Origin of the sequence: Lacrimispora sp. 210928-DFI.3.58 (genome assembly GCF_020554865.1) — a bacterium.
Taxonomy (GTDB): Bacteria; Bacillota; Clostridia; order Lachnospirales; family Lachnospiraceae; genus Enterocloster.
In genome coordinates this window covers 1-255 of the sequence record NZ_JAJCIC010000135.1, presented here as the reverse complement: position 1 = coordinate 255, position 255 = coordinate 1, and the positions used below count along the sequence as shown (strand labels likewise).

Genomic DNA, 255 nt, shown 5'->3' with positions numbered 1-255 from the left:
CCTCCTTTCTAAGGAAGAAGAAGTAGGGGTTTTATATACTGTTTAGTGTTCAATTAAAGGACACGAATCAAAGAGGTTCTGTGCGAAAAGAAGCGCAGAACAAGTTTCGCACTAAGCGTTCACAAGACGAATGCTAAGTGTTCAATCTTTCCGGTGCCGATGCGCTTGTGGGACACACCCGTTCCCATCCCGAACACGACGGTTAAGACGCAAGCGGCCGATGGTACTATGCTGGAGACGGCATGGGAGAGCAGG

1 rRNA gene is annotated in these 255 nt (G+C 49.0%); it reads left to right on the top strand.

From position 1 onward, the window contains the following. Positions 1-149 precede the first annotated feature (149 nt). A 5S ribosomal RNA gene (gene rrf, locus LIZ87_RS22245) occupies positions 150-255 on the top strand; the annotation flags it as partial.